The sequence below is a fragment of the Thalassolituus sp. UBA2590 genome, assembly GCF_002339775.1.
Classification (GTDB): Bacteria; Pseudomonadota; Gammaproteobacteria; order Pseudomonadales; family Oceanobacteraceae; genus Thalassolituus.
In genome coordinates this window covers 1,606-5,656 of the sequence record NZ_DDKU01000010.1, presented here as the reverse complement: position 1 = coordinate 5,656, position 4,051 = coordinate 1,606, and the positions used below count along the sequence as shown (strand labels likewise).

The 4,051-nt window shown below is 48.7% G+C and carries 5 protein-coding genes; 2 read left to right on the top strand and 3 right to left on the bottom strand.

The window, feature by feature from the left end; all coding sequences use genetic code 11:
• The 3 genes from B2067_RS00915 to B2067_RS00905 all read right to left on the bottom strand — a co-directional run.
• On the bottom strand, positions 1-790 hold a 790-nt coding region (locus B2067_RS00915), incomplete at its 3' end, for a phospholipase A (RefSeq protein ID WP_301387197.1).
• Positions 787-1,233 (bottom strand): hypothetical protein, encoded by a 447-nt coding sequence (locus tag B2067_RS00910; protein ID WP_301180221.1) that lies wholly within the window; start codon positions 1,231-1,233, stop codon positions 787-789. The genes B2067_RS00915 and B2067_RS00910, both read right to left, overlap by 4 nt.
• Before the next feature lie 140 nt (positions 1,234-1,373).
• A complete protein-coding gene (locus B2067_RS00905; RefSeq protein WP_297532264.1) occupies positions 1,374-2,147 on the bottom strand; it encodes a ferredoxin--NADP reductase in 774 nt (257 codons plus the stop codon).
• A 147-nt stretch (positions 2,148-2,294) separates the two neighbouring features.
• Between B2067_RS00905 and B2067_RS00900 the strand changes: the two genes are divergently transcribed.
• Together B2067_RS00900 and B2067_RS00895 are read left to right on the top strand one after the other, a co-directional pair.
• Entirely contained in the window at positions 2,295-3,179 is an 885-nt protein-coding gene (locus B2067_RS00900; protein ID WP_301387196.1) for a LysR family transcriptional regulator, read from the top strand.
• A 62-nt stretch (positions 3,180-3,241) separates the two neighbouring features.
• Positions 3,242-3,844 carry a response regulator transcription factor gene (locus tag B2067_RS00895; RefSeq protein WP_297532268.1) on the top strand — a complete coding sequence of 201 codons (603 nt, stop codon included), beginning with the start codon at positions 3,242-3,244 and terminating at the stop codon, positions 3,842-3,844.
• Positions 3,845-4,051 lie beyond the last annotated feature (207 nt).

Here is a 4,051-nt window from a genome sequence, read left to right as displayed (position 1 = left end):
CCGGAATACGCCACCAGACCTTTGGACTGATCACACCACTCCCTACGATAAATGCCGTTTCTGCGATAATCCGGTTCCAGCTTCGTGACAAGGTGCTGGTCTGTCCATTGGACTGATGATTCAGTGACAAACGTACATAATCTACGATTTTATCTTTCAGCATCCAGCTAACCATCAATTCAGGTTCGTGGTTAGTCTCCCGGAAGGGCCGGGAGATATCACTGTTATACACTTGCCAGAATGAACGGTTGGTATAACCCAATTCAATGCGACTGAAGTTTCCGAGTACATCTTCCGCAATAATGTATTTGAGGCTTAACTGTACAATAGCCTCCAGATGGTCATAGCCCTCTTCAAGCGGAACGTTTTCATCAGCGTACTGGTTAATAGCACGCTCAAGTTCGTCGTTGCTGGGCCTGGCCTGCCAGGTCAGAGGCAGAAAGTAGTTGGGGCGATGAGGTAAAAGAACATAGGGGTTTTCAGAAGCCAGCATCTCAGTGCGAACTTTATCGATCAAGGTGGGTAAGTTTTTAGCCTCGTCGGGGAATTCGTCTTCCGAGACAACCTGAACTTCCATGGTCTCAGTTTTAATACCAGCAGGAATATCCTTACGGACGATTGGCTCCCTTTCCTGCTGTGCTGGAGCTGTTTCAGCAGAATGGACATTGATCGCGCAAACAGCAATGTACGCTACAAGAGCGCTTCTCAGAATCGTCATAACAGGAGCCTTCAGGTTGGTAATCTTCCAGCAGGCAAGACTACCACGAATCGCCTGAAGGCGCCTGATCATGCCACGTGAGCAGCTTCGAGGAATGGTGTCCGCACAGCCTGAAATTCATTTTTGCAGTGCGGACAGGTTCTGGTATCACGCGAGAGTATCTTGTTATGAAGGTGAAACAGCTGACTGTCCTTTTCCCAGCAATAGGAGCAGTACGGCTGACCGAATGGCCGTCCATCGAGCGTTTTATAATAACCGTCACCGCGACGCTTCAGGTTGCCACGATAGACAATCGCCTCATGCATCCGAATCAATTCAGCATCTTTTTCTTCGATCACATCCTGAAGCAGAGACAATTCCATCTTTGCTTCCGACACCGAGGCTGTCAGATCAGCCAGTAATCGCTTGAGGTCACTTTTTTCCAGCAGGTAACCCGACTGGCGGATTGCCCTGGCTACGTCTTTTGCCCCTTCAAGGGTGTCCATCACAGCTTCTACAGTACCGTGCACTGGCATAGTCAATCTCCCGACAATTTCCGGTAGAAAAGCGTCGCTTTTCCGACACTTCTTACAATATAGAAGCTATGCAGCAGTTTTAATGCCAGTGTGGGTAAACCTCAGCTAAGAATTACTCATTACCAGAGACTACTTTTCACTTACTTCTCGACGAATGCACGCTCGATAACGTAATGACCAGCGTGCCCGCCGCGGGCTTCTTTAAAGCCCAGCTCGTCGAGCATGTCGGTCAGCTCATCGAGCATCGCCGGGCTACCACACAGCATAAAGCGGTCATTCTCAGGATCGATGTCCTCAAGGCCTATATCCGCTGCCAGCTTGCCACTGCGGATCAGATCCGTCAGGCGTCCGGTATTACGGTATTCTTCCCGGGTCACAGTCGGGTAGTAAATTAACTTCTCCTGCACGATGTCCCCGAAGTACTCGTTGTTTGGCAGTTCGTTTTCAATACGGTCCTGATAAGCCAGCTCAGATACGTAACGAACACCGTGAGTCAGAATGACCTTATCGTATTGCTCATACACATCGAGGTCTTTAATGATGCTCATAAACGGCGCCAGCCCCGTTCCTGTGCTCAACAGATAAAGGTTCTTACCCGGCAGAAGGTTATCTGTAATCAGGGTACCCACTGGCTTGGTTCCCACCAGGATCTCATCACCGACAGACAGTTTCTGCAGGTGCTTGGTCAGAGGGCCGTCCTGAACCTTAATTGAGAAAAACTCCATCTCTTCTTCGTAGTTCGCGCTGGCGATACTGTAAGCTCTGAGCAGTGGCTTATCTTCAACCTCAAGCCCGATCATAGTGAAATGACCATTCTTAAAACGCAGTCCCTGATTACGGGTGGTAGTGAAGCTGAACAGTGTGTCATTCCAATGATGTACGCTCGTAACTGTTTCACGAATCAGGTTGCTCATGTTGGCGACTCCGTTGTTTCTGAAAGATGCTGAGCTAATTGCTCAAAGAATGACCACAGGTTACGCCTACTATAAAATTCGATAAAACAACTTATTTTGATATAATTAATCGAATATACCGATCAAAGTATTCCCGGACGTATAACAATGAGATACACATTGCGGCAACTCGAAGTCTTCCTCGCGATCGCACAAGCTGGCAACCTGACCCGCGCAGCGACTGAACTGAACATGTCCCAAAGTGCGGCGAGCAGTGCTCTGAAAGATTTGGAAACCCAGTTCGACGTACTCTTGTTCGACCGGGTTGGCAAACGCCTGCAGTTGAGTGATCGCGGTAAGCAACTTCGCCCGGCAGCCGAACGCCTGATGGGGATGGCCGATGATCTGGAGCAGAGTCTTCTGAACAATGCAGATGCCGGCCCACTCAATATCGGGGCAACCTTATCCATCGGGAATTATCTCGCTGTGCAGATGGTCGCGGAGTACATGAGCCTCCATCCGGATGCTCCGATTACGCTGGACGTTGAGAATACTGAACACATCGCCGAGCGCGTTCTGAATTTTGAACTGGACGTCGGTATGATCGAGGGCGAATTTCAGCACCCTCATCTGGATATAAAACCCTGGCGTAGTGATGAGCTGACAGTATTCTGCAGCCCAGAACATGAGTTAGCCACTTCTGACACAGTCACCGATCAGCAACTGATGGCGGCGTCCTGGATTCTTCGTGAAAATGGTTCAGGTACGCGGCAGGCGTTTAATCGGGCAATGCGCGGCCTGCTTCCTGAGATGAATATTGCGCTGGAGTTACAGCACACGGAGGCAATTAAACGCGCGGTGCAGGAAAACCTCGGTGTTGGTTGCCTGTCTTTAATGACGCTGGAGGATGAACTTCAAAGCGGACGCCTGGTACGTATCCAGACACCTGAGCGTGACCTTCATCGCCGACTGTACCTGATATTACATAAACAGAAATATCAGAGTGCAGGTATACAGGCGTGGATGGATCTTTGCCAGAAATGGTCGTCATAAGACACTCTGACTCTTCTACGGTTGTGGTAATCTTTTCGATCGAACTCCAGTTGTAGAAGCCGATGCTGTTTTATCTTGTCGATGATCATCAGATGTTTGCTGAAGCCCTGAAAAATATCATTGAGGGATTTGGCTACAACTGTTCCGTGCGCATCTTCCCGGACGCCCGACCTGCTCTCGAACAACTGAAATCCGAAAAACCTGACCTGATCATTCTAGACCTTGAAATGGAAGGTATGGATGGCACAGATATGCTGAAGATACTTTCTCAGCATGGCCTTGAGATACCTGTACTGGTCTGCTCTGGTAATCTCACGCCACACAATATGGCAGAGATTAAAGCGGCTGGCGCGCGCGGATTTTTAAGAAAGTCAGAGAGCATAAATGAGGTGAAGGAGGCCATCGTTGCCGTCGTTGAGGGTGGCTATTACCCACCTGCATTTCGCGATGCCAAAACAGGTAAAACTGGCACCGAAAACCCTCTCTCTCCACGGCAACAAGCCATTCTCACGTTAATGAAATCCGGAATGAGCAATGGAGAAATAGCTGACATGTTATTTCTGAGTCCAAACACAATCAAAACCCATGTCCGTCTTATGTACGGCACCCTTAACGTCAGCAGCCGAATTGAGTGCCTTAACAAAGCAAGGTCTCTCGGTCTCTGAGCCTAAGCTGTTCCTGAATTCTTATTTTCAAAGTGAATCGACTACGGAATATTAAGTTGAGCAATCGCCGTAGTAATTTCTGTATTGCTGACAGGTTTAAACAACACTGGATAACCACCTGCCTTCAATATCTGAATTCTTTCAGGTGAGGTATTACCAGTCATGATTATCGCGGGAACGGGTCTGATCTGTAACCACTTTCATGGA

Excerpts from the sequence above, each read along its gene's own strand:
- B2067_RS00910 (WP_301180221.1), bottom strand. The coding sequence starts at position 1,233 with ATGCCAGTGCACGGTACTGTAGAAGCTGTGATGGACACCCTTGAAGGG.
- B2067_RS00905 (WP_297532264.1), bottom strand. The coding sequence starts at position 2,147 with ATGAGCAACCTGATTCGTGAAACAGTTACGAGCGTACATCATTGGAAT.
- B2067_RS00900 (WP_301387196.1), top strand. The coding sequence starts at position 2,295 with ATGAGATACACATTGCGGCAACTCGAAGTCTTCCTCGCGATCGCACAA.
- B2067_RS00895 (WP_297532268.1), top strand. The coding sequence starts at position 3,242 with ATGCTGTTTTATCTTGTCGATGATCATCAGATGTTTGCTGAAGCCCTG.